Below are 21,633 nucleotides of genomic sequence, written 5' to 3'. Positions count from 1 at the left end.
GTGTTCCGCCGATCCGAAAGCCCCGGCAGTGATCCAGGGGCGTACTCTTCTGGAAACCGTCGTGATCGCGGTGTCGGCGCTGACTGAGGCCATTGCGGCCCAACTCGGTGAGTCCGCAGCGTAGTCCATTGCGGTTCTGGCAAGTTCTGGGTCGCCGCAATCGGGCGGGTAATCAGCCTCAGGGCGGAGGCTGAAGCGCCTTCAGGTGATCGACGGCCTTCTGCGCATGAGAGGCGGCCGAGACGACAAACCGTACATCGTCCTTCAGGACGTGCAGCCAGTTGGCGATATAGGCCGAATGGTCCTCGCGCGGTTCCAGGGCGAGCCCGAGGTCCGCGCAGAGGAAGGCGGCCCCCAGTTCGGCGACGAGCTCCTCACGCGCGTAACCGGAGTCGCCGAAGCGCTGGCGGCCGAAGTCCCGGTCGAGACGGCTGGGATGGCGCGTCCAGTGCGTCATCTCGTGGCCGAGGGTGCTGTAGTAGGCGTCCGCCGTCTCAAAACATTCGAACTGCGGCATCTGCACATGGTCCGGACCCGGGGCGTAGTAGGCGCTGCCGCCGCCGTGCCGGATCTCGGCGCCGCAGTGTCTGAAGAAGGCGTCGATGCGGGCGATCCTCTCATCCGGATTGATGTCGATCACTTCGGGTTCGCCGTAGCGCTCTGGCAAGGCTTCGATCTGGTCGACATTGAAGACGGTGTAGGCCTTCAGGAACGGAATGCGCTGATGGATGGAGCCCCGCGACCTCGACACCCTGCAGATCCCGGTGCTCGTCAGCCTGATCCTGTCGCTGGAGCTGCGGCAGCCTGTGGCGACCAAGCAGAGCAACCTGGTCGAGATGCTCAACACCTTCTTCAGCAACAGCGAGGAGCGCCACAAGTTCGCGGGGCTGAGGATGGCGACCCGCACGTCCGACAGGGCCACGCCGCGCGGGGCGCCCTCCAGCAGAATGTGGGTGGTGTCGCGCAGCAGGATCCAGGTGCGGGGCAGGACCCACAGGCCGATGGCGATCGCGACGATCGGATCGACCCAGCGCCAGTCCGTCACGGTGATGACGACGGCGGCGACGAGGACGCCGAGCGAGCCGAGCATGTCCGCCCAGACCTCGAGATAGGCGCCCTTGACGTTGAGGCTGCGATCCTTGCCGCTCGACAGGATGCGCATGGAGATCAGATTGATCACCAGGCCGGCGGCGGCGACGATCAGCATGCCGATCGAGCCGACGGGCTCGGGATCCAGAATGCGCTTGATCCCCTCGTAGAGGACGTAACCGGCGACGACGAAGAGCAGCACGGCGTTGAACGCCGCCGCCAGGATCTCGAACCGCCTGTAGCCGAAGGTGCGTTTCTCATCCGCCGGCCGCTGGCCGATCTTGATCGCCAACAGCGCGATGGCGAGGGCCGCCGCGTCGGTGAACATATGCGCGGCGTCCGACAGCAGGGCGAGGCTGTTGAACACCAGGCCGCCGATGACCTCAACGATCAGGAAGGTCCCGGTCAGCGCCAGGGCGATGGTGAGCTGCCGGGCGTTGGCCCCGGCGGTGTGGTCGTGAGCGTGCCCGTTGGAATGGTCGTGGTTGGTCATGAAGCGCGTTCCTGTGGGTGGTCGGAGGCGGCGTTGGCGTCGCGGAGAATCTCGACGCCGCCCTTGATCGCGATCGCCGCGACGAGAACGCCGACGACGAGGTCGGGCCAGGCCTGGTCGAGCCAGAGGACCAGACCGCCGGCGACGAGGATGCCGCCGTTGGACGCGAAATCGTTGAAGCTGAAGGTCTCGGCCGCCTTCATGTTGGCGTCGCCGCTGTGCTGGCGGCGGATGAGCTGCAGGCAGATCAGATTGACCACGGCGGCGACCAGGGCGAGCGCCATCATGGTCGGACCGATCGGCTCGGTCCCGGTGATCACGCGGCGCACGGCATCGACGAGGACGCCGGCGGCGAAGACCAGCAGCATGACCCCCGACACCCTCGCGGCGCCCCGCTTCCAGCCTCCTGTCCGCCCGATGGCCAGAAAGCTGATCAGATAGACCGCCGCGTCCGAGGCGTTATCCAGCGCATTGGCCAGCAAGGCGCTGGAATCGGCCGACACGCCGCCGATTCCGAGCGCCGCCGCCAGGCCGGCGTTGAGGCCGAGAACCGTCAGCAGCGTCCGGCGCTGCCGACGGTCATCCTGGGTCCGGGCCATCAGTCCTCGATCCCTTCGTCCTTGCGGTGACGCACCGCCCTCGCCGCGAAGGTCGGCAGGACCAGCAGGGTCAGGGCGGTGGCGGTGATCAGGCCGCCGATGACCACGGTCGCCAGCGGCTTCTGGACCTCGGCCCCGGCGCCGTGGGCGATGGCCATCGGAATGAATCCGACGATCGCCACCATCGCGGTGGTGAGCACCGCGCGCAGGCGGCTGGACGCGCCCTCGATGGCGGCGTCGCGGGGGGGCAGGCCCGCCTGGAGCCGCTCGCGGATAGCCTGCATCAGAACCAGGCCGTTGAGCGTCGCCACGCCGGAGACGGCGATGAAGCCGACCGCCGCCGAGACGGAGAACGGCATGCCGCGCAGGAGCAGCGCCAGCGCCCCGCCCACCAGGGCGAGCGGCACGCAGGCGAACACCAGACCGGCCTCGGCGAAGGAGCCCAGCGCCATGAACAGCAACACGCCGATCAGGACGAAGACGATCGGGATGACCAGGCCCAGCCGCTGTTCGGCGCGCTTGAGGTTTTCGAACTGGCCGCCCCAGTCCAGGCGGACGCCCGGGGGGAGCTGAACCTGATCGACCGACCTCTGGGCGTCGGTGACGAAGCCGCCCAGATCACGACCTCGCACATTGGCCTGGACCACCATGCGTCGGCTGCCGTCGTTGCGGCTGATCTGGTTCGGTCCCTCGGCGCTCTGGATGCGCGCGACCGAGGACAGGGGCACGGTCACGCCGGTCGAGGACACGATCGGCAAGGCCGCGAGCGCCGCCGGATCATTGCGCGCGGCGTCCGGCAGACGGACCACGACGTCGAAGCGCCGGTCGCCCTCGAAGATGCGGCCCGCCTCGGCGCCGCCGATGGCGGCGGACACGGCTTCGGAGACGTCGGCCGCCGACAGGCCGTAACTGGCCGCGGCGAAGCGATCCACGCTGATCGTCAGGGTCGGCAGGCCGGACGCCTGTTCCACCCGCACGTCGGCCGCCCCGTTCGTCTGGCGCAGGGCGTTGGCCACCTGGTCGGCGACCCGCTGCATGGTGGCGAAGTCGTCGCCATATACCATGACCGCCAGATCGGTCCGCACCCCGGAGATCAGCTCGTTGAACCGCAATTCGATCGGCTGGCTGAATTCGAAGTTGTTGCCGATCTGCCGCGACGCGACGTCCTCGAAGCGAGCGATCAGCTCTTCCTTCTCCAGACCCGGGTTGGGCCAGTCCTTGCGGTCCTTCAGGACGATGACGCTGTCGGAGATGTTGGGCGGCATGGGATCCACCGCCGCTTCGGCGGTGCCGGTCCGCGAGAACATGGTCTCCACTTCCGGCTGGGCCTTGATCGCCCGCTCGATCGCCATCTGCATGGCGAGCGACTGCTCGAGCGACGCCGACGGAACCCGCAGCGCCTGCATGGCGATGTCGCCCTCGTCCAGGGTCGGGATGAACTCCCGGCCGAGGGTGGTGAAGGTGACGCCGCCGACGACGAGGGCGCCGAGCGCGGAGAGCAGGACGATCTTCGGACGATCGACGGCCGTGCGGATGGCCGGAGCGATCCAGCGGCGCGCGTGGCGCAGCAGGAAGGTCTCGTGCTCGTGGGCGCGGCCGTGGTCGTCGACCTCGACCGTCTTGGGATCCCGCACCAGGAGCGCCGTCATCGCCGGCACGAAGGTGAAGGAGAAGATGAAGGCGCCGACCAGGGCGAGCATGACCGTCGCGCCCATCGGGATGAAGGTCTTGCCCTCGACGCCTTCCAGCATCAGCAGGGGGGTGAAGACCAGCAGGATGATCAGCTGACCGAAGGCGGCCGGCTTGACCATCTGGCGCGCCGCCGCTGCGGCGACGCCCAGACGCTCGTGCCGGGTCAGCATGCGCCCGGCCTCCGCCCGCTTCTGGCTGAGCATCAGCAGGGTGTTCTCGACCACAACCACGGCGCCGTCGACGAGCAGACCGAAGTCCAGCGCGCCGAGGCTCATCAGATTGCCGCTGATGCCGAACCGGTTCATCCCGATGACGGCGAACAGGAAGCTGATCGGGATCATCAACGCCGTGATGCTCGCCGCCCGGATGTTGCCGAGCAGCAGGAAGAGCACGACGATGACCAGCAGCGCGCCTTCGGTCAGATTGCGCGCCACCGTGGCGATGGTGGAGTTCACCAGGGCGCTCCGGTCCAGCACCGTCACCGCCTCGATGCCGGGGGGCAGGGTCTTCTGCACCTCCTCGAGCCGGTCTCCGGCGGCCTGGGCCACGGTGCGGCTGTTGCCGCCCGCGATCATCAGGGCGGTCCCCAAGACCGCTTCGTGTCCGTCGCGGCTGGCGCCGCCCAGACGCGGCGCCTGGCCGACCTCGACGGTGGCGACGTCGGCGACGCGGACCACGAGGCCGTTTCGATTGACAACAGGCGCCTGGGCGAGGTCCTCGACGGTTGACGCCAGGGCGTCCGTGCGAACGGTCAGGGCCTCGCCCGCACGTTGCACATAGCCGGCCCCGGCCTGGGTGTTGGCCCGGTCGAGCGCCTGGATGAGGTCGCCCATCCCGAGACCGTAGGCCGACAGACGCGCCGTGTCCGGACGAACCGCGTATTCCTTCACATAGCCGCCGACGGTGTCGACGCCGGCCAGGCCGGGCGCCGTCCGCATCTGCGGAGCGATGATCCAGTCCTGTATGGTGCGCAGATAGGTGGCGCGCTGTTGCGGGGTGGCGAGGAGATCGCCTTCCGGCGTCAGATAGACGCCACCGGCCTGCCAGCCGGTCTGACCCGGCTTGGCCAGATTGGCGCTGTTGAACGGCTTGTAATCGACCGTCCACATCAGCACCTCGCCAAGGCCGGTGGTGATGGGCGCCAGCGCCGGTTCGACGCCTTCGGGCATCGTCTCGCGCGCCTGCGCCAGTCGCTCGGCCACCTGCTGACGGGCGAAGTAGATGTCCGTCTGGTCGGTGAAGATGACGGTCACCTGGCTGAAGCCGTTGCGGCTCAGCGATCGTGTGGAGGTCAGACCCGGAATGCCGGCCATGGCGGTCTCGATCGGATAGGTGACCTGCCGTTCGATCTGCTCGGGGGCCAGGGCCGGGGCGACGGTGGTCACCTGAACCTGGCGATTGGTGATGTCCGGCACGGCGTCGATCGGCAGCCGTGTCAGTTCGAGAAGCCCGTACGCCGCGACGAGCGCCGTGGCCAGGACGATGAACCATCGGAATTTGACCGACAGCTCGATGATGAATTTGAACATGCGCGCGTCCCCTTAGTGGCCGTGCTCGGCCTCGCCCTTGGCGAGTTCGGCTTTAAGGAGGAAGGCGTTGGCGCCGGCGACCCGTTCGGACCCGTCCAAGCCGCGCAGGATTTCCGTGCGTCCCCCGGCCTGACGGCCGACGAGCACGGGGCGCGCCTGGAAGCCGTTCGGGACCTGAACGAAGACGACGCTGGCGCCGTCCACGGTCTGGATCGCCTCCGTCGGGACAGTCAGCCCGCCGGCGGCCTCGCCGGTCACGATCGCGCCGGTGACCGCGGAACCGGCGGGCGGCAGGCTCGCCCCCATCGGTCGGGCTCGGATCACGGTGGCGCCGCTTTCGGCGCCGGCCCCGGCCGCGACGCCGGTGACGACCGCATCGAAGTCGCCAGCGGGGCTGCTGACGCGCAAGGTGGAGCCGGCCCGGACAAGGGCGGCCAGGTGCGGCGGCGCGTTGAACACGAGTTCGACGCGGCCTGGGTTTGTCACCTCGGCGATCACGCCGCCCTGCGGGACGAAGCCGCCTGGGCCAACCTGGACGCTGGTGACCACGCCGGCGATCGGACTGTTCACGCTCAGCCGTCCGGCGGCGTTGGGCGACCCGGCCGCGCTCGACCGCGCGCGCGCCGCGCGGGCCGCCGCCTCGGCGCTCAGCAGTTGCGCCCGGGACGCCTCGACCTCTTGCCGGGCGACGACGCCTTGGTCGGCGAGATTGCTGTTGCGCTGATAGGCCTGGCGCGCGGCCTCGGACTGAGCAGCGGCCGCGTCCGCGTCGGCGCGGAAGGTGGCCGCGTCGCCGCTCACGAGGCTGGCCAGGGGCTGGCCGATCCGAACGGACTGGCCGGGCGCCACCAGCACCCGTTCCACCCGTCCGCCGACGGAAGCGGCGACAGCGGCGCGGGCATCGGTCATGGGTTCGACGCGACCGGAGAGCCGGGTCTCGGCGCCCCCGCCCCGACCGACGCCGACAACGACCAGACTGGCGGCCTGGGCCTGGGCCGCGCTGAGAGCGACGAAACCCTCCGGAGCTTCGGCCTCGCCTTCGGCGTGACCACCCTCCTCTTCGGCGTGACCGGCTTCGCCTTCAGCCGCCGCGCCTTCGGCGGCGGGCGGATCCGACCGTCCCACGGCGAGGTAAAGACCCCCGGCCCCGAGGATGACGAGGGCGGCGACCCCGCCGATCAGCAAGGTCTTGTTGGAAGTGGGCTTGCGCATCATTGGGCTCCTAGGAAGGGGGCGCGGCCGTCCTGGCGCGCGAGATCGATTTCCGCGCGGACCCGGGCGAGGCGGGCGTCCACGGCGGCGGTTCTGGCGTTGACTAGGGCGGTGCGGGTTGCGCGAAGCTCGAGTTGCGAGATCCGGCCCGCCTCAAAGCCGATCCGCGAGAGGCGGTAGGCTTCTTCGGCGGAGGTCACCCCGGCGTCGGCGGCGTTGACGCGGCTGACTGAGGCGCGGAGGCGGGCTTGTGCTGCGGCCCGGTCCGCCTGGGCTTCCTGGCGGGCGGTCATCAGCCGGGCGTCGGCCGCCCTGAAGTCCGCCTGGGCGGCTTCGATGTTGCCGCGGTTCCGATCGAACAACGGCAGGGGCAGGCTGAGGCCGAACGTCAGCGCCGTCGCGTCTTCTGCCTCGTAGCGGCGAAGGCCGACGCTGGCGCTGACGTCCGGTCGCGACCTGGTGCGTTCGACCGCGATGCGGCTTTCGGCGGCCGAGCGCTCAGCCTCGGCAACGCGCACCGTCGGCGTCTGGTCCGTCGGCGCAAGCGCGGCCGCCGGTGCCAGGTCCAACAGGCTGGCCTCGATGGTCGTCACCGGCTCGATGAGCATGGCCACGGCCGTTAGTCGCGCGAAGGCGGCGTCCCGTTCGGCGATGGCTTCATCGAGACCAGCGCGCGCGGCGGCCGCTTCGCTCTCGCCCTGGATGCCGCGCAGAAGCGGCTCGCGCCCCTCCTCCACCAGCACGAGGGCGGCGCGGGCGTCGGCCAAGGTAAGGCTCAGAGTCTCTTCCGCCAGCATCGCGCGACGTTCGGCCGCTTCGGCGTCGGCGTAGACCAGCGCCAACCGTCCGGCGGCGTCGACTACGGCGAGGTCCCGCCGCAGCGACGCGGTTCCCGCATCCGCGCGAGCTGCATTGATCCGAGCCGTACGCCGGCCCCAGAGCTCAAGATCCTGGGTGATGGAAAGCGTGGTCTCGGCGTTGTCATAACCCGAGAAGGGACCGCTTCCGAACGCATTCTCGGCGTCCAGGGCGAGGGTCGGGTTGGGGCGGACACGCGCCTGCCGAGCCCGCGCTTCCGCGGCGTCCACGAGCGCCCCGGCTTCCAGTGTCGCAGGGGTCTGATCCAGTCGGGCGAGGAGCTCGGCGAACGAAGGGGCGGGGTCAGCCCAGGCGGGGCTGGCCAGCACAGCCGCGAAGGCGGCGAGCGCGCAGCCGAGCGCAAAGCGCGGCGGCCGACGATATGAGGGAGGCATGATTCATCTTCCAGAGGGAGTGACACGAGAGAGCCCGCGCGGACGCGCGGTCGCCGTGTCAGGCTCTGGGCGGTCGGATCAGGCCATCGGGGGCGATGGAGGCCCGCACCTCGCTGACGGGGAAGGCATGCACGGGTCGCGAATAGACCTGCAGGGGAAGATCGTCCCCCGCCTCGGCCCGCGCGGAGGCGGTGTGATGGCAATGGCCGTGCGCGCAGATGCCGTGTTCGGCGGAGCCGGTATGATCGCCCTGACTTGGATCATGATCCACGGAAGCGTGCGCCGCCGGGAGTTCCGGTATGCAGGTCGCGGCGTCGGCGACCGGCACGACGAAGAAGGCTGCGACCACCAAGGTCGCCGCCAACACCAGTCTCGCCCATGTCGTCATCGACCAGGTCATCGCCAGCTGCATACTTTTGTTCGTTTCGGGGAGCAATGCGTTACACAGTACAGGGAACCATCTGGTCCGGCCCTGTTCACCTGACCGGGCCGGGCCAAGTCTGTCTGCGACGACCGGTCAGGGCCGCACCGCCCGGTAGAGGGAGATGGATCCGGTCGGGGTTGGAAAAACTGTCGTCTCCTCGATTTCTGTGAACCCGACCTCGGCGAGCAGGACAGGGATCACGCCGTCGGCGTTGGGCTGGGTGTCCGCGTGGCCGTCCAGCGCCTGGATGATGCGGAACGCCGTGCGCATCGCGGCTGTCCGTTGCAGGCCGTAGTCGGCGATGTGCAGACGACCGCCCGGCTTGAGCGCGCGCAGACAGGCGGCCAGGCCGGCGCGTTTTTCCGGCAGCGGCAGTTGGTGGAACACGAGGCTCGAGACGATCTTGTCGGCGCCGGCGTCGCCCACGATCCGGCCCACGTCCCGGGCGTAGCCCTGAGCGAAGTCGACGTCGACGCCGCGCGACCGGGTCTTGGCGCGCGCCCGGTCGAGGATGTCTTCGTCGGGATCGATCCCGAGCACCTGGCTCGCCGGCGCTCGCTCCTTGATCAGGGCGGCCAGGGTGCCGGTGCCGCAGCCGACGTCGACGATGCGTTCGCCGGCGCGCGGATCCAGCGCCTCGACCAGGGCGCAACGCCAGACCCGCTCCCGCGTCAGCAGGGCGATCGCGGGGTCGTAGACGTCGCTCAACCAGCTGTGACCGAGCGCCGGGGTGAAGGTCGCCGTCATCCCGCCGCCCTCAGCTCGGCCTGCGACTGGCGGATGATTGACCAGGCCGACTGCAGGAAGACGAGCGCCAGGACGACGCCGGCGATCAGGTCGGGCCAGCGCGAGGCCGTGAGCCAGACCAATCCGCCCGCCGCAGCGACCACCAGGCTCTCGATCAGGTCGTTGCGGGTGCAGAGCCAGACGGAGCGGACATTGGCGTCGCCGTCGCGATGGCGCACCAGCAGCAGGGCCGCCACCGCATTGGCGACGAAGCCGAACAGGCCGAGCCCGGTGATGACCGTCCCCTCGGGCGGCGCGCCGGACACCGCGCGCCAGACGGCGAAGCCGAGGATGAACACCGCCAGCAGCGCCAGACTGGCGCCCTTCACGAGCGCCGCGCCCGAGCGCACCCGCACCGACTTGCCGATGGCCCACAGGCTGATGGCATATGTCGCGCTGTCGGCGAGGAAGTCCAGCGCATTGGCCCCGAGGGAGGCCGAGCCCTGCACCAGCGCTCCGCCGGCGACGGCGACGAAGGCGACGGCGTTGATGGCGATCACAGCCAGCAGGATGCGGCGATAGGCCGGCGAGGCGCCGTCGAACTTCACGGGCGCGCCGCAGCCGCAGCCCGAGGCGGCGGGGACATCCTGGGTCAGGGGTTCGGTCATGAGGGCTCCGTGGTCTCGTACACCCTTGTGCATCCTCTAGCCGCTAGAGGATCAAGCGTCTATTTCCAGCCCATGTCCTCGTTCCCCGCCGCCCCTTCCCTTCGCCCCATCGGCAAGCTGGCCGCCGCCACCGGCGTGAAGGTCCCGACCATCCGCTTCTATGAGCAGATCGGTCTCTCGCCGGCGCCGCCGCGCACCGCCAGCGATCGCCGCCTATACGACGACGCCGCCGTGCGCCGGCTCTCCTTCATCCGTCATGCGCGCCAGCTCGGGTTCGACATCGACTCGATCCGGTCCCTGCTCGACCTGTCGGATCATCCCGACCGGGCTTGCGGCGAGGCCAATGCGATCGCCGAACGCCATCTGAGCGACGTCACAGAGAAGATCGCTCAACTTGAGGCGCTCAAGACGGAGCTGTCGCGCATGACGGCCGAATGCGCCGGCGGCCGGGTTTCCGCCTGCAAGGTCATCGAGGTGCTGCATGACCACGCGTTCTGCGGTGACGGGCATGACGCGGGCCGGCGCGCTTCACTTTCGAGCGCGACACCCTGACGCACCAGTGATAATGCGAGCCGTTCACAGTTAGGCTCGTCATGCGTCGTCTTCTTCAGTTGCTGTTCTTGACCCTGGTCCTTGGGGCTCCGGCTCCCGTCCAGGCCCAGGCGCCCGCCGCCTCGGAGGCCCAGGTCGCTTGGCGGTTGCTGGACTATGTGTCGGTCGACTACGCCGGCGCGGTGGCCAATGGCCAGATCGTCAACCCGGCCGAATACGGCGAGATGACCGAGTTCGCGGGCCAGATCCGCACCCGCATCGACGCCCTGCCCGCGACCGCCGGCAAGGCTGCGCTCGTGCGCGACGCCGCCGCCCTGGAGGCCCGCATCCGCGACAAGGCCGCGCCAAAGGCGGTCGCCGCCCAGGCCAAGACCCTGGCCGCGGCCTTGCTCGCCGCCTATCCGAGCCCGCTGGCGCCGTCCTTCCCGCCCGATCTCGCCCGGGGGCAGGCCCTCTATCAGGAGCAGTGCGCCGTCTGCCACGGCGTCACGGGCCGCGCCGACGGCGAAGGCGCTCAGGGGCTGGACCCCGCGCCCATCGCCTTCGCCGGCGTCGAGCGGGCCCGCCAGCGCAGCGTCTTCGGCCTCTATCAGGTGATCGACCAGGGCCTGGACGGCACGGCGATGGCCAGTTTCGCGCATCTGCCGGCCGAGGATCGCTGGGCCCTGGCCTTTTATGTCGGACGCTTCGCCTTCACCGAGGCCGAAGCCGCCGAAGGCCAGCGCCTGTGGGAGAGCGATCCGGCGATCCGGGCCGCCTTCCCCACCCTGGCGGCGGTCACCCAGACCACGCCCGCCGACCTGGCGTCGCGCATCGGCGAGACCAAGGCCCGCGCCGTCACCGCCTATCTGCGCCGGCATCCGGAGGCGGCGTCGCCGGCCTCGGGCGGCGCGCTCACGCTCGCCCGCACACGCCTGACCGAGAGCCTGACGGCCTATCGCGCGGGCGACCGCAAACAGGCCGCCGACCTGGCGCTATCGGCCTATCTCGACGGCTTCGAGCCCGTGGAGCCGGCGCTCGGCGCCCGCGACGGCGCCCTGCTGCGCCGGGTCGAAACCGCCATGACCGGGTTGCGGGCCGCCATTGGACGGGGCGCCCCGACCAGCGAGGTCGAGGCCCAGGTCGAACGCCTCAACGCCTTGCTCGACACCGCCGAACGGGCCCTCGCCCCCCAGAAGGCGGACAATGTCGCCAGCTTCGCCGGCGCCTTCACCATCCTCCTGCGCGAAGGGCTGGAGGCCCTGCTGATCGTGGTCGCCATGATCGCCTTCCTGCGCAAGGCGGAGCGCCCCGAGGCGCTGCGCTACGTGCATGGCGGCTGGATCGCAGCCCTGGCGGCGGGCGGCGCGACCTGGGCGGCGGCCACCTTCCTGATCGCGATCAGCGGCGCGAGCCGCGAGCTGACCGAGGGCTTCGGCTCGCTGCTGGCCGGCGCGGTGCTCGTCTCCGTCGGCATCTGGATGCACGGCAAATCGCACGCCGACGCCTGGCAGACCTATATCCGCGACAAGCTCTCCAGGGCCCTGTCGGGCCGATCCGCCTGGCTGCTGTTCCTGCTCGCCTTCGTGGTGGTCTACCGCGAGGTGTTCGAGACCATCCTGTTCTACGCCGCCATCTGGAGCCAGGGCGGTCACCTCGGCATGCTGGCCGGCGCCCTGTCGGCCGTCGCCGTGCTCGCGGTCGTGGCCTGGGCCCTGCTGACCTACAGCAAGCGCCTGCCGATCGGTCGGTTCTTCTCTCTCAGCTCGATCCTGATGGCGGTCCTGTCGGTCGTCCTGGTCGGCAAGGGCGTCGCCGCCCTGCAGGAAGCAGGCTGGATCGACGTCCATCCGGTCGCCTGGAGTCCCCGCATCGAAATCCTCGGCCTGTATCCGACCCTGGAGGGCGTCCTCGTTCAGCTGCTCACCGTGCTCGTTCTCGTGGTCGGGTTCCTCCGGGCGTCCAGGTCGGGCGCGAAGGCGGCGGCCGCCGGCTGACGCCGGCCTACGGTCGTAGGCTTGGGGGTCGCGAGAGCGGGCGCTTAATTGTAGCCTGCCGCAAGTCGCCACTTGTGACGACTTATGAGGGCTATTGCTGGATAATTCGCCACAAATGACGAGTTACACGCCGTAATCACAAGTCGCCATTATTGACGACTTAACCCTTTAAAGCCTATATAAGTCGCCGAAAGTGGCGAATTATGAAGATCACCAATCTCACGACCGATGACGTAGCCCTGGCCGAGTTCGGCCGTCGCATGGCCGATGCGCGCCTGACGCGCGGGATGACCCAGGCGCAATTCGCCCAGGCCGCCGGCGTCTCCAAGCGGACCATCGAACGGCTCGAGGACGGCGGCTCTGTCCAGGTGGCCAATCTGGTCCGCTGCCTGCGCGCCCTGGACAGGCTGGAGGGGCTCGAACGCCTTCTGCCCGAGACGCCGCCCAATCCGATCGACCTGCTGGAGCGCCACGGCAAGACCCGGCAGCGCGCCCGGCCGGACGCCGACGAGGGCCGCGACGCCGGCGCCGCCGCGCCCTGGACCTGGGGCGACGAACAATGACCACCGTCGCCGAAGTCCGCCTGTGGGGCCGCCGGATCGGAGCCGTCTCGCTGGAGGACGGCGCCGAGGTCGCCGCCTTCGCCTATGACCCGGCCTTCGCGGGCAGCGGCATCCAGGTAGCGCCGCTGACCATGCCCCTGGGGGCGCAGGTGTTCAGTTTTCCCGGGCTCAACCGGGAGAGTTTCCACGGCCTGCCCGGCCTGTTGGCGGACGCCCTCCCCGACAAATACGGCAACACCCTGATCGACGCCTGGCTGGCGACCCAGGGACGGACGCCGGAGAGTTTCAACGCCGTGGAGCGCCTCTGCTACACGGGCGCGCGCGGTATGGGCGCGCTGGAGTTCGCGCCCGCGGTCGGGCCCCGCCCCCGCAAGGCCGCCAGGATCCAGATCGACGCCCTCGTCGAACTGGCGTCCGAGGTCCTCAGCCACCGCAACGATCTGCAGGCGTCATTCGCCGACAGCAAGAAGGCCGACGCCCTGCGGGAGATCCTGCGCGTCGGCACCTCGGCCGGCGGCGCCCGGGCCAAGGCGGTGATCGCCTGGAACGCGGCCACCAACGAAGTCCGCTCGGGTCAGGTCGAGGCCGGCGACGGCTTCGACTACTGGCTGCTGAAGTTCGACGGGGTGAAGAACAACAAGGACCGGGAGCTGGCCGATCCCGAAGGCTATGGCGCGGTCGAATACGCCTACGCCCGGATGGCCGCGGCGGCGGGCGTCCAGGTGGCCGAATGCCGCCTGCTCGAGGAAGGCGGCCGGCGCCACTTCATGACCAAGCGGTTCGATCGCCTGCCGGGCGGCGGCAAGCTTCATATGCAATCGTTGGCGGCCCTGGCCCACTACGACTTCTGCGATCCGAACGCCTACGCTTATGAGCAGGCCTTCCTGGTCATCCGCCAACTCGGCCTGCCGATGGCGGCGATCGAGGAACAGTACCGGCGCATGGTCTTCAACATCATCGCCCGCAACCAGGACGACCACGTCAAGAACATCGCCTTCCTGATGGACCGGTCCGGCGCCTGGTCGCTGTCGCCGGCCTATGACATCACCTGGAGCTACAACCCGACCGGCCTGTGGACGGCGCGCCACCAGATGGCGATGAACGGCAAGCGCGACGGCTTCACCCTCGACGACTTCGACGCCAGCGCCCGCACCGCCTCGATCAACGCGCGCCGGGCCCGGGCGATCGTCCAGGAGGTCCGCGACGCGGTCGCCCGATGGCCGGAGTTCGCCGACGCCGCCAGCGTCGGAGAGGACTGGCGAAAATCAATCGACCCATCTCTCAGGACCACGCTCTAGCGTCGTCGCTCACTGTGCGGCGATGGCGACGGAGGAGAGGTCGGTCGCGGTGTCGACCCGAACCCCGGCCGCCTTGCGTTCGGAGTACCGGTCCACCAGCTGGGCGGCGTGCGGCCGGGTCAGGATGGTGAAGCGCACCAGCTCCTCCATCACGTCGACGATGCGCTCATAGTAGGCGGACGGCTTCATCCGCCCGGCGTCGTCGAACTCCTGGAAGGCCTTGGCCACGCTCGACTGGTTGGGGATGGTGATCATCCGCATCCAGCGGCCCAGAAGCCGCAGGGTGTTGACGGCGTTGAAGCTCTGCGACCCGCCCGAGACCTGCATGACGGCCAGGGTTCGCCCCTGCGTCGGCCGCATCCCGCCCAGGCTCAGAGGAAGATGGTCGATCTGGAGCTTCATCAGGCCCGAGACCTGGCCGTGCCGTTCGGGGCTGCACCAGACCATGCCTTCGGACCACAGGGCGTGCTCGCGCAGCTCGCGCACCGCCGGGTGGTCGTCGTCGCCGGGCGACCCGGGAAGCGGCAGGTCCGACGGATCGAAAATGCGGGTTTCGCATCCCATCCATTGCAGCAGGCGGGCCGCCTCCTCGACACAGAAGCGCGAATAGGACCGCTCGCGCAGCGATCCGTATAGGAGCAGAATCCGGGGCGGATGGTCGTGCGGCCCCAGACCGCGGGCCGGATCGGCCGAGAGACAGGCCTTGTCCAGGGCCGGCAGATGATCCGGATCGGGCAGCGGTCGGAGACGGGCGAAGGTCATCACAGGTCCTTGGTCAGATAGGCCGCCGAGGCCGGGCACAGCCCCGCGAACTCGCGGGTCCGCCGCATCGCCTCCGGCGCCGTCTGGCGGTTCGCCGTCCGGTAGCCGTTCCGGGCGAAGAAGGGTTCGGCCGTGGTGGTGAGCAGGTGCAGCCGTGCAGCGCCCATGTTACCGGCGACGATCTCGGCGGCGGCCAGCACCCGACTTCCCAGGCCGCAGGCCTTCCGGTCGGCGAGCACGACCAGCGAGCGGAGCAGCAGGTCGCGCCCCTCCCCTTCCAGCCCGACGTAGCCGACGACCGCGCCGGAGTGATCGGCGCTGAAGTAGCGGCCGGCGTCCGGCGCAGGCAGGCCTTCGGCCCGCAGCGCGGCGATGAGGCCGGCGTCGGTCGCTTCGATCAGATACAGGACCACCATCACGGGGCGTCCGCCGGCGGGACCGTGTCGGGGAACCAGCGCCGGCCCATCCAGAGGGCGACCGACACCAGCAGGATCAGCACCGGCACCTCCACCAGCGGACCGATGACGGCCGCGAAGGCGACCGGCGAGGCCAGGCCGAACGCCGCGATGGCGACCGCGATGGCCAGCTCGAAATTGTTGGAGGCCGCGGTGAAGGCCAAGGCCGTGGTGCGCGGGTAGTCCGCCTCGATCAGCTTGCCCATCAGGAAGCTGACGACGAACATGACGAGGAAGTAGATCGTCAGCGGAATGGCGATGCGCAGGGCGTCCAGCGGCAGGGCCACGACCTCTCCGCCCTTGAGGCTGAACATGGCCACGATGGTGAAGAGCAGCGCGATCAGGGTGATCGGCCCGATGCGCGGCAGGAAGCGGCGCTCGTACCAGTCGGCCCCCTTGCGGGCGATCAGGCTGCGACGGGTCAGGAATCCGGCCAGGAACGGAACGCCGAGGTAGACGAGCACGGCTCCGGCGATGGTCCAGACGCTGACGTCCACCACGCTGCCCTGCAGGCCGAACAACGGCGGCAGAACGGTGAGGAAGAGCCAGGCGTAGAGGCTGAAGAACAGGATCTGGAAGATCGAGTTGAAGGCTACGAGACCGGCCACATACTGGTTGTCGCCGCGCGCCAGCTGGTTCCAGACCAGCACCATGGCGATGCAGCGCGCCAGGCCGATCAGGATCACGCCGGTCATGTACTCCGGCTGATCGCGCAGGAAGATCACCGCCAGGGCGAACATCAACACCGGGCCGAGAACCCAGTTCTGAATCAGCGACAGGGCCAGCACCCGCTTGTCGGCGAACACGCGCGGCAGGGCCTCGTAGCGGACCTTGGCCAGCGGCGGGTACATCATCAGGATCAGGCCGATGGCGATCGGGATGTTGGTGGTCCCGACCGACAGGCTGTCGACCCAGGCGGGCAGGCCCGGCACCACGGTTCCGAGCAGGACGCCCAGCGCCATGGCGGCGAAGATCCATACCGTCAGCCAGCGGTCGAGGAACGACAGGCAGCGCGGCGGAGCGGCGGGCGCGTCGGTCATCTCGCCACCCGCTGGCCGTCCGCGTCGATTACGACCTCCCCGTCTTCCTTGGTGAAGGGCTTCAGGTTCTCGGCCGGCAGCAGGTCCAGCACGGCCTCCGACGGGCGGCACAGGCGGACCCCAAGGGGGCTGACCACGATCGGACGGTTGAGCAGGATCGGATGGGCCTCGATCGCATCGAGCAACTGGTCATCCGTCAGGGCGGGATTCTCGAGACCCAGTTCGGCGAAGGGCGTGCCCTTCTCCCGCAGCAGGTCGCGCAGCGGGGCGCCGGTCTGCTCCGCCAGCCAGGCGACCATGGCGCGCGACGGCGGGGTCTTGAGATACTCGACCACATGAGGCTCGATCCCGACGTGGCGGATCAGCTCTAAGGCGTTGCGAGACGTCCCGCAGGCGGGGTTGTGATAGATGACGACGTCCATGGCGTCCTCAGGGACAGCAAGGCGCGAGTTCTGCCAGAAGCGGCTCGCACAGGTCCGCCCTGCCCCCGCAGCAGTCCTTGAGCAGGAACAGGACCAAATCGCGAAGGCGGTCCAGATCGGCGCGGTAGATGATCGACCGGCTGCGACGCTCCGACTTGATCAACCCCGCCCGGGTCAGGACGCCGAGATGGGACGACAGGGTGTTCGCCGGAATGGCCAGATGGTTGGAGATGTCACCGGCCGGCAGACCATCGGGTTCATGGCGAACCAGCAGGCGAAACGCCTCCAGACGCGTTGATTGCGCCAAGGCGGCGAGAGCGAGAATCGAGGCTTCGGTTTCCATAATTCCGAATTAGTCGAACTATGGAAATATTCAAGACCCTCGCCCTACAGTGTTCAGGCCGTTCGACTTCCAAGCCTCGGCATGAGCCGGATGTAGAGGAGCTCGGCCACCAACTCGATCAGCGTCTGGGTGACGATAATGGCCGGGACCAAGGGGATTGCGCCGGGCACGACCAGGGCCAGCGGCAAAACCACGAGCGAGTTGCGGGTTCCGGCGCTGAAGGCGACGGCGCGACCCGCCTCGGGCGTCAGACGCGCGAACCCTGAGACGGCCCATCCGACAAGCGGCGCCAAGACGGCGAAGGCGATATAGACCGGCACGACGCTCAGGGTTCTGTCGAGTGTTTGCCCGAGTTGCGGCACGACCGCGGCGACCACGATGAACAACACCAGCGCCGTCGCGGGCACGGGCGCCAAGCCAAGCGCTGACGAGACCCGATCCCCGGTCGCGCTGCGCACGGCCCATGCCTGGACAAGCGCCGCCAGAACGAAGGGGATGGCAACTAACCAGACGAAGGCGTGGATGAATGGACCCGGCTGGACATAGGCCGCCGCCTCGGCGCCGAGGAACAGGCGCAGATAGATCGGCAAGAGCGCCATTTGTGCGATCAGCAGCACAGGCGTCGACGCCAGCAACAATCGGGCGTCCGCCCGGCCCAGGTGAGCGAATGTCACGACATAGTCGATGCACGGACAGAGCAGCACCATCAGCACGCCCAACCGGATCAGAGGATCGGCCGGCAGGAACTGGACCAAGCCGAGGACCAGCAAGGGCACGGCGACGAAGTTGACAGCCAGCAAGGCGCCCATGAATCGCAGTTCGCGAAGCGCCCGGCCAAGCGCGGCGACCGGCACCTGCAGGAAGGTGACGAACAGCATCAAGGCCAGCGCCGGATTGATCGCCCCCTCAAGGATCTCTGTACTTGGGACCAGAAGCCCGACGGCCACCGCGACGATCACGGCGGCGAAGTAGATCCAGACCTGCCGCGTTTCCAGGGCGTCGCGAAGTTCAGAGGTGTTCATCCGAGGTCCAGACCTTGCGGCGCTCCAACCACTGCCGCCACCCGGCCAGAGCTGTCAGGCCTTTTCCTTGCAGCCGCAAGCGCCGTCCACGCTGCAGGACGGCGCCGGGCGCTTCGGCCGCATCATCACAAGAGCGGCGCCGAGGACGATCAGTATCAGCGCGCCGCAGGCGATCGCGTCCCAGCTCTGACTCAGGGCCGCGCCTGCGGCAACGAGCGTAGCGCCGCCCGCCAGGAGCATCACGATCGGCACGGCGCAGCAGACCGCACAGGCGCCGGCCAGGCCGAGCACCACCCAAAGCGGCCTGCCCTTCTTCCGCGGCGTCTGTTCAGAGGTCATCGGATCATCGCCATAAGAGCGGGTTCGATCCGCGGCCAGATCAGGGCTAGGGCGAGCATCAACGTCGAGCCGATCATCATGATGACGGTCGAGCGCGCCAGCGGACGACCGCGGCGGAACGTCCGCCATCCGAGCCAAGCCCAGGCGGCGAGGACGATCACCAGGGCAAGACCGGTGATCCACATATGGGCTCCCGCGAACCAGGCCAGGACGGCGCCGGACGCGCCCAGGGCCAACACCGGGAAGGCCAGTGGCACGACGCAGCAGGCGGCGCAGCCAAGCACGGCACCCGTGGTCGCGACGACGGAGCCGACGCCGACCGCCTTCTGGTTCGCATCGCCCTTGGCGGGCTCGACGTTCAACGGCGCGCCGGGAGTAAGAGACGTCATGATCAACAGCATCCACAGGTTTGGGCCCGGGTCGACGGACCCGAGGCGATAAAGTCTTCGAACAGGGTGTCGGCGGCGAGACGGGCGTCTTCCGGCGCCGTGACGACGAGACGGACCGAGCTTGGGCGCTCCTCGATCTCGAAGTCGAGGAAAGCGCAGCAGGCGGTTTCCTGACGGACCAGTTCTTCCACATCCGCGAGGGCGCCGGCCTCATAGTCGATACGCAGCGTCAGGTCGTCCCGATGATGACCCTGAAGGCTGCGCTGGTTGAGATCCGCGATCCACCGCATCCGGGCCTGATAGTCGCCGGCCCCCAGAGTGCAGGCGATTGGGACGTCCTTCGGCAACATGTCTCACTCTCCTGAACGGCGCGATCCGCCGTTCCGTGGACGCGTTGTAGGACTTCAAGTAACTTTAGCTTCAAGCCCTTTTTCCGGATGACGACATGGACCACGCGCTTTCCATCGGAGCCCTCGCCAGGCGCAGTGGGACCACCCCTCCGACGATCCGCTACTATGAGGAGATCGGCCTGGTGCGCCGGGCCGCCCGACGCGACGGCGGCCACCGCACCTATGGCGACGCCGACCTCAAGCGACTGACTTTCATCCGCCGCTGCCGCGAGCTCGGGTTTCCGATCGACCAGGTCCGCAGTCTGGTCGATCTGCTGGAGAACGGCGACCGCTCCTGCCTCGACGCCCGCGATCTGGCGCGTCGGAACCTGGAGGACGTCCAGACCAAGCTTTCCGAACTGAAGGCGCTGGAAGCCGATCTGGCCAAGCTCGTGACCGACTGCGACGCGGCCTGCGCCGGCGGGCCTGGCCCTGACTGCGTCATCCTTGAGGACCTCACACAGACCCGCGCCAGCTCGTGCTGCGGATCGAAGGCGGCGTGATCGCGAGAGAGTCGATCCCGACCGTAAGCGACCGGGCGTAAGCCTGCGGCTTCATCTATCGCCTGCTTTCGCGTCGATTCTCCTGAGGACAGAGACGGAGTTCGACATGGGCCAGACCACCCCGCCCCTGCGGCGCACGATCAAGAAGCCTGAACTGCATCAGATGGTGCCGCTCGCCGACAGCACCATCTGGGAGATGGAGCGCCGGGGCGAGTTTCCGAAGCGGTTCCTCCTGACGCCCCGCTGCGTGGTCTGGGACCTAGCCGAGGTCGAGGCCTGGCTCGAGCGGCGCCGCAACCAGCCGATCCGCCGCGCCCCGCCGCCCGACGTCCGCCGACGCGTCAGCCGACCCGTCAGAACTTCGGATCGAAGCGAGGTCCCTCTCCCTCCGGCACACTGAGCACCGGCGTGAACGTCCGCCCGGCCTCCCAGGCCTCGACCGCGTCCGACCACTGCTGCGCCATATGCCGTCGCTGCATCTCGAACTCCGCCTTGTTGTAGACGCCGCGTGACGACCGCTCCTCGTGAGCCAGGCCCTTCTCGATCCAGTCCGAGTTGAACCCCATCTCATGCAACAGGGTCGAAGCCGTGCGGCGCAGGTCATGAACCGTGAAAGGCTCCAACGGCAGTCCTCGCTTCTTCGCCAGCTCGGCGATAGCGGAGGTCACGCGATTGAAGGTCGCCCGCGACATCGGCGCGTCCGCGTCGTAGCGCGACGGAAGGATGTATTTGGAGTTCCCCGCGCAGGTCTTCAGGGCGATCAGGATGTCGAGCATCTGGGTCGACAGATAGACATTGTGGGGCCGGGACCGTTTCATCCGCGCCGCGGGGATCGACCAGACGGCGTTCTCGAAATCCACTTCTGGCCAGACGCCATCCTGCAGTTCGCTCTTTCGCACCATGCTGAGGAGGATGAACTTCAGCCCGAGCCGGATGGTCGGCAGGGTCGCCACCTCTCCGAGAACCCCCAGCATGATCCGGATCTCGCTCGGCGACAGGCTGCGGTCGCGCGGCCGGAAGGTCGCGATCGACGCCGGCCCCACGCCGTCCGCCGGATTGTCGATCTTCTCCCCGTGCAGGATGGCCCAGGCGTAGATCTGTTTGACGATGTCGCGCACATGGATCGCCGTCGCCGGCGCGCCACGGTCCACGATGGTCTTGCAGTGCGCCCGGATGTCGTCGGGAGTGATCTCGCTGAGCAAACGGTTGCGCCACTGCGGCAGCACCTCGCGATTGAAGATCGACCGGCGCATGTTCCGCGTGCTGTCCGCCATCGGTGCGGTGTCCATCCAACGCTGGGCGACATACTCGAAGCTGCGCGCCTCTTTCAGACGACGCTTGGCGCGCTGCTTCTCCAAGGCGGGCGACACGCCCTCCGCGATGGTCCGCTTGATCTCGAACAGACGTTCCCGCGCCTGCGACAGGCTCAGACCGCCCCGCCCGTAGCGCCCCAGGGTGAGCGTCTCTCGCCGACCGTTGAAGCGGTAGTCGTAGCGGAACGAGATCGCTCCCCCAGGCGAGATGTAGGCGTACAAGCCGTCCCTGTCGGTACTCTTGTAAGGCTTTGATTTGGGCTTCAAATTCTTCAGAGCGGCATCGGTAAGCACGGTAAAACCTCCTCGCACCGGACAGGTCTGGAAATCGGCGGTTCGAGGTCGATATTTTCTCGCCTTTTCAGCGTCTTGCGCGAAAAGAATACCGTCATCGGCTCGCCTTGGTCGTGACGGTATGAGCCGGATTCCACGGGAGCAACGGGACGCGATACCGTCAGACAGGTCGGCATCACGAAAAAAAGACCCTCCGAAAGGCTCCGAAGGGTCTCGACAGAATTCACTTTTACGTCAGGGCCTTACGGATCAAATCGGAAGCGTTCTCGAAAGCTTCCGAAAGGCCCG

Annotated in this window: 24 protein-coding genes; 6 read left to right on the top strand and 18 right to left on the bottom strand. The window is 68.5% G+C overall.

What is annotated here, in order from left to right; genetic code table 11:
* Positions 1-178: 178 nt before the first annotated feature.
* The 8 genes from JX001_RS16420 to JX001_RS07705 all read right to left on the bottom strand — a co-directional run bounded on the left by JX001_RS16420 (position 179) and on the right by JX001_RS07705 (position 9,685).
* Positions 179-1,582, bottom strand: coding sequence for a cation diffusion facilitator family transporter (locus JX001_RS16420; RefSeq protein ID WP_286670244.1), 1,404 nt, complete (start codon positions 1,580-1,582; stop codon positions 179-181).
* Complete coding sequence (locus JX001_RS07735) at positions 1,579-2,181, bottom strand: cation efflux transmembrane domain-containing protein (RefSeq protein WP_205682980.1); 603 nt, start codon at positions 2,179-2,181, stop codon at positions 1,579-1,581. Before JX001_RS07735 ends, JX001_RS16420 begins: the two co-directional genes overlap by 4 nt.
* On the bottom strand, positions 2,181-5,402 hold the full coding sequence (locus tag JX001_RS07730; RefSeq protein WP_205682979.1) for an efflux RND transporter permease subunit: 3,222 nt from the start codon (positions 5,400-5,402) through the stop codon (positions 2,181-2,183). Before JX001_RS07730 ends, JX001_RS07735 begins: the two co-directional genes overlap by 1 nt.
* A gap of 12 nt (positions 5,403-5,414) precedes the next feature.
* Positions 5,415-6,614 (bottom strand): efflux RND transporter periplasmic adaptor subunit, encoded by a 1,200-nt coding sequence (locus JX001_RS07725; protein ID WP_205683119.1) that lies wholly within the window; start codon positions 6,612-6,614, stop codon positions 5,415-5,417.
* Positions 6,614-7,867: a TolC family protein gene (locus JX001_RS07720; protein WP_205682978.1), complete on the bottom strand. Its 1,254-nt coding sequence runs from the start codon at positions 7,865-7,867 to the stop codon at positions 6,614-6,616. The genes JX001_RS07725 and JX001_RS07720 overlap by 1 nt, the downstream gene beginning before the upstream one ends.
* Positions 7,868-7,925: 58 nt before the next feature.
* On the bottom strand, positions 7,926-8,279 hold the full coding sequence (locus tag JX001_RS07715) for a hypothetical protein (protein ID WP_205682977.1): 354 nt from the start codon (positions 8,277-8,279) through the stop codon (positions 7,926-7,928).
* Between the two features lie 105 nt (positions 8,280-8,384).
* The gene (locus tag JX001_RS07710) at positions 8,385-9,038 is read right to left on the bottom strand and encodes a class I SAM-dependent methyltransferase (protein ID WP_205682976.1); all 654 of its coding nucleotides are present in this window, start codon (positions 9,036-9,038) and stop codon (positions 8,385-8,387) included.
* Positions 9,035-9,685, bottom strand: coding sequence for a cation efflux transmembrane domain-containing protein (locus tag JX001_RS07705; protein ID WP_205682975.1), 651 nt, complete (start codon positions 9,683-9,685; stop codon positions 9,035-9,037). The genes JX001_RS07710 and JX001_RS07705 overlap by 4 nt, the downstream gene beginning before the upstream one ends.
* Before the next feature lie 72 nt (positions 9,686-9,757).
* Here JX001_RS07705 and JX001_RS07700 point away from each other — a divergent pair, with 72 nt between their 5' ends.
* The 4 genes from JX001_RS07700 (at position 9,758) to JX001_RS07685 (ending at position 14,074) form a co-directional block, all read left to right on the top strand.
* Positions 9,758-10,237, top strand: coding sequence for a MerR family transcriptional regulator (locus tag JX001_RS07700; RefSeq protein WP_205682974.1), 480 nt, complete (start codon positions 9,758-9,760; stop codon positions 10,235-10,237).
* A gap of 41 nt (positions 10,238-10,278) precedes the next feature.
* Positions 10,279-12,213, top strand: a complete 1,935-nt coding sequence (locus JX001_RS07695) for an FTR1 family protein (RefSeq protein ID WP_205682973.1) — start codon at positions 10,279-10,281, stop codon at positions 12,211-12,213.
* Positions 12,214-12,416: 203 nt separating this feature from the next.
* Positions 12,417-12,776 (top strand): helix-turn-helix domain-containing protein, encoded by a 360-nt coding sequence (locus JX001_RS07690; RefSeq protein ID WP_161638700.1) that lies wholly within the window; start codon positions 12,417-12,419, stop codon positions 12,774-12,776.
* Positions 12,773-14,074 (top strand): type II toxin-antitoxin system HipA family toxin, encoded by a 1,302-nt coding sequence (locus JX001_RS07685; RefSeq protein ID WP_161638699.1) that lies wholly within the window; start codon positions 12,773-12,775, stop codon positions 14,072-14,074. Before JX001_RS07690 ends, JX001_RS07685 begins: the two co-directional genes overlap by 4 nt.
* 9 nt (positions 14,075-14,083) lie before the next feature.
* Here JX001_RS07685 and arsH read toward each other — a convergent pair whose 3' ends face one another.
* Genes arsH through JX001_RS07640 form a run of 9 tightly spaced genes read right to left on the bottom strand, consistent with a single transcriptional unit; the run spans position 14,084 to position 19,196 of the window.
* On the bottom strand, positions 14,084-14,836 hold the full coding sequence (arsH, locus tag JX001_RS07680) for an arsenical resistance protein ArsH (RefSeq protein ID WP_161638698.1): 753 nt from the start codon (positions 14,834-14,836) through the stop codon (positions 14,084-14,086).
* A complete protein-coding gene (locus tag JX001_RS07675) occupies positions 14,836-15,252 on the bottom strand; it encodes a GNAT family N-acetyltransferase (RefSeq protein WP_205682972.1) in 417 nt (138 codons plus the stop codon). The genes arsH and JX001_RS07675 overlap by 1 nt, the downstream gene beginning before the upstream one ends.
* A complete protein-coding gene (gene arsB / locus JX001_RS07670) occupies positions 15,252-16,331 on the bottom strand; it encodes an ACR3 family arsenite efflux transporter (protein ID WP_205682971.1) in 1,080 nt (359 codons plus the stop codon). Before arsB ends, JX001_RS07675 begins: the two co-directional genes overlap by 1 nt.
* Positions 16,328-16,753, bottom strand: coding sequence for an arsenate reductase (glutaredoxin) (gene arsC, locus JX001_RS07665; protein ID WP_205682970.1), 426 nt, complete (start codon positions 16,751-16,753; stop codon positions 16,328-16,330). The genes arsB and arsC overlap by 4 nt, the downstream gene beginning before the upstream one ends.
* A gap of 7 nt (positions 16,754-16,760) precedes the next feature.
* The gene (locus tag JX001_RS07660; protein WP_183204371.1) at positions 16,761-17,096 is read right to left on the bottom strand and encodes an ArsR/SmtB family transcription factor; all 336 of its coding nucleotides are present in this window, start codon (positions 17,094-17,096) and stop codon (positions 16,761-16,763) included.
* A gap of 53 nt (positions 17,097-17,149) precedes the next feature.
* Positions 17,150-18,118 (bottom strand): arsenic resistance protein, encoded by a 969-nt coding sequence (locus tag JX001_RS07655; protein WP_205682969.1) that lies wholly within the window; start codon positions 18,116-18,118, stop codon positions 17,150-17,152.
* Between the two features lie 54 nt (positions 18,119-18,172).
* The gene (gene merT, locus JX001_RS07650; protein ID WP_161638692.1) at positions 18,173-18,457 is read right to left on the bottom strand and encodes a mercuric ion transporter MerT; all 285 of its coding nucleotides are present in this window, start codon (positions 18,455-18,457) and stop codon (positions 18,173-18,175) included.
* Complete coding sequence (locus JX001_RS07645) at positions 18,454-18,846, bottom strand: hypothetical protein (protein ID WP_205682968.1); 393 nt, start codon at positions 18,844-18,846, stop codon at positions 18,454-18,456. Before JX001_RS07645 ends, merT begins: the two co-directional genes overlap by 4 nt.
* 2 nt (positions 18,847-18,848) lie before the next feature.
* Positions 18,849-19,196 (bottom strand): hypothetical protein, encoded by a 348-nt coding sequence (locus JX001_RS07640; protein WP_161638691.1) that lies wholly within the window; start codon positions 19,194-19,196, stop codon positions 18,849-18,851.
* A gap of 95 nt (positions 19,197-19,291) precedes the next feature.
* Between JX001_RS07640 and JX001_RS07635 the strand changes: the two genes are divergently transcribed.
* Together JX001_RS07635 and JX001_RS07630 are read left to right on the top strand one after the other, a co-directional pair.
* Positions 19,292-19,738, top strand: a complete 447-nt coding sequence (locus tag JX001_RS07635; RefSeq protein ID WP_205682967.1) for a MerR family transcriptional regulator — start codon at positions 19,292-19,294, stop codon at positions 19,736-19,738.
* Between the two features lie 106 nt (positions 19,739-19,844).
* Complete coding sequence (locus JX001_RS07630; protein ID WP_161638689.1) at positions 19,845-20,138, top strand: helix-turn-helix transcriptional regulator; 294 nt, start codon at positions 19,845-19,847, stop codon at positions 20,136-20,138.
* On the opposite strand, the gene JX001_RS07625 is transcribed toward JX001_RS07630, so the two are convergent.
* Positions 20,092-21,345 (bottom strand): tyrosine-type recombinase/integrase, encoded by a 1,254-nt coding sequence (locus JX001_RS07625; RefSeq protein ID WP_161638688.1) that lies wholly within the window; start codon positions 21,343-21,345, stop codon positions 20,092-20,094. The two genes, JX001_RS07630 and JX001_RS07625, sit on opposite strands and share 47 nt — an antisense overlap.
* Between the last annotated feature and the right edge of the window lie 288 nt (positions 21,346-21,633).

The organism is Brevundimonas fontaquae, assembly GCF_017086445.1.
GTDB lineage: Bacteria > Pseudomonadota > Alphaproteobacteria > Caulobacterales > Caulobacteraceae > Brevundimonas > Brevundimonas fontaquae.
This window is presented reverse-complemented; position numbering and strand designations above follow the sequence as displayed.

Excerpts from the sequence above, each read along its gene's own strand:
- arsB (WP_205682971.1), bottom strand. The coding sequence starts at position 16,331 with ATGACCGACGCGCCCGCCGCTCCGCCGCGCTGCCTGTCGTTCCTCGAC.
- arsC (WP_205682970.1), bottom strand. The coding sequence starts at position 16,753 with ATGGACGTCGTCATCTATCACAACCCCGCCTGCGGGACGTCTCGCAAC.
- JX001_RS07725 (WP_205683119.1), bottom strand. The coding sequence starts at position 6,614 with ATGCGCAAGCCCACTTCCAACAAGACCTTGCTGATCGGCGGGGTCGCC.
- JX001_RS07630 (WP_161638689.1), top strand. The coding sequence starts at position 19,845 with ATGGGCCAGACCACCCCGCCCCTGCGGCGCACGATCAAGAAGCCTGAA.
- JX001_RS07675 (WP_205682972.1), bottom strand. The coding sequence starts at position 15,252 with ATGGTGGTCCTGTATCTGATCGAAGCGACCGACGCCGGCCTCATCGCC.
- JX001_RS07695 (WP_205682973.1), top strand. The coding sequence starts at position 10,279 with ATGCGTCGTCTTCTTCAGTTGCTGTTCTTGACCCTGGTCCTTGGGGCT.
- JX001_RS07645 (WP_205682968.1), bottom strand. The coding sequence starts at position 18,846 with ATGACGTCTCTTACTCCCGGCGCGCCGTTGAACGTCGAGCCCGCCAAG.
- JX001_RS07710 (WP_205682976.1), bottom strand. The coding sequence starts at position 9,038 with ATGACGGCGACCTTCACCCCGGCGCTCGGTCACAGCTGGTTGAGCGAC.
- JX001_RS16420 (WP_286670244.1), bottom strand. The coding sequence starts at position 1,582 with ATGACCAACCACGACCATTCCAACGGGCACGCTCACGACCACACCGCC.
- JX001_RS07735 (WP_205682980.1), bottom strand. The coding sequence starts at position 2,181 with ATGGCCCGGACCCAGGATGACCGTCGGCAGCGCCGGACGCTGCTGACG.
- merT (WP_161638692.1), bottom strand. The coding sequence starts at position 18,457 with ATGACCTCTGAACAGACGCCGCGGAAGAAGGGCAGGCCGCTTTGGGTG.
- JX001_RS07705 (WP_205682975.1), bottom strand. The coding sequence starts at position 9,685 with ATGACCGAACCCCTGACCCAGGATGTCCCCGCCGCCTCGGGCTGCGGC.
- JX001_RS07715 (WP_205682977.1), bottom strand. The coding sequence starts at position 8,279 with ATGCAGCTGGCGATGACCTGGTCGATGACGACATGGGCGAGACTGGTG.
- JX001_RS07700 (WP_205682974.1), top strand. The coding sequence starts at position 9,758 with ATGTCCTCGTTCCCCGCCGCCCCTTCCCTTCGCCCCATCGGCAAGCTG.
- JX001_RS07730 (WP_205682979.1), bottom strand. The coding sequence starts at position 5,402 with ATGTTCAAATTCATCATCGAGCTGTCGGTCAAATTCCGATGGTTCATC.
- JX001_RS07660 (WP_183204371.1), bottom strand. The coding sequence starts at position 17,096 with ATGGAAACCGAAGCCTCGATTCTCGCTCTCGCCGCCTTGGCGCAATCA.
- JX001_RS07635 (WP_205682967.1), top strand. The coding sequence starts at position 19,292 with ATGGACCACGCGCTTTCCATCGGAGCCCTCGCCAGGCGCAGTGGGACC.
- arsH (WP_161638698.1), bottom strand. The coding sequence starts at position 14,836 with ATGACCTTCGCCCGTCTCCGACCGCTGCCCGATCCGGATCATCTGCCG.
- JX001_RS07690 (WP_161638700.1), top strand. The coding sequence starts at position 12,417 with ATGAAGATCACCAATCTCACGACCGATGACGTAGCCCTGGCCGAGTTC.
- JX001_RS07640 (WP_161638691.1), bottom strand. The coding sequence starts at position 19,196 with ATGTTGCCGAAGGACGTCCCAATCGCCTGCACTCTGGGGGCCGGCGAC.
- JX001_RS07720 (WP_205682978.1), bottom strand. The coding sequence starts at position 7,867 with ATGCCTCCCTCATATCGTCGGCCGCCGCGCTTTGCGCTCGGCTGCGCG.
- JX001_RS07655 (WP_205682969.1), bottom strand. The coding sequence starts at position 18,118 with ATGAACACCTCTGAACTTCGCGACGCCCTGGAAACGCGGCAGGTCTGG.
- JX001_RS07685 (WP_161638699.1), top strand. The coding sequence starts at position 12,773 with ATGACCACCGTCGCCGAAGTCCGCCTGTGGGGCCGCCGGATCGGAGCC.